The following is a 416-nucleotide window of genomic DNA, read 5'->3' as shown; positions in this document are numbered from 1 at the left end:
GTACTTCTTCTACGAGTTTTCTNTAATTTGTATTCTAGGTGAATATCGCTTGTAGCAATAAACACATGAAGACGACTGCGCTCTGCACTAGCTAGCGCCTCTGCTGCTCTTGTCACGTCATTTTCGTTGGATCGAGCAAGGGCTGCGATCGTACATCCACGTACCTCTCTCGCAATCGTAGATACTGCTTCAAAGTCACCTTCCGATGCTGCTGGGAACCCCGCTTCGATGACATCTAATCCAAGGCGTACAAGAGCTTGTGCAATTTCTACTTTTTCTGGTGTTTGAAGGGACACACCTGGTGTTTGTTCCCCATCGCGTAGTGTAGTATCAAAAAAATAAATTCTGTTATCCATGATTGTTCCTCTTTCTAAAAATAAAAAACACCCCCAGAGATGACTATGCATCCCTAGGGG

1 pseudogene is annotated in these 416 nt (G+C 44.6%); it reads right to left on the bottom strand.

The features are described 5' to 3' along the window. A pseudogene (locus tag HMPREF9200_RS05235) lies at positions 1-356 on the bottom strand (2-isopropylmalate synthase); the annotation flags it as partial. Between the last annotated feature and the right edge of the window lie 60 nt (positions 357-416).

The sequence above is a fragment of the Veillonella sp. oral taxon 780 str. F0422 genome (genome assembly GCF_000221605.1).
Lineage (GTDB): Bacteria > Bacillota > Negativicutes > Veillonellales > Veillonellaceae > F0422.
The sequence above is the reverse complement of the archived record's forward strand: the minus strand, read 5'-3'. Positions and strand labels throughout refer to the sequence as shown.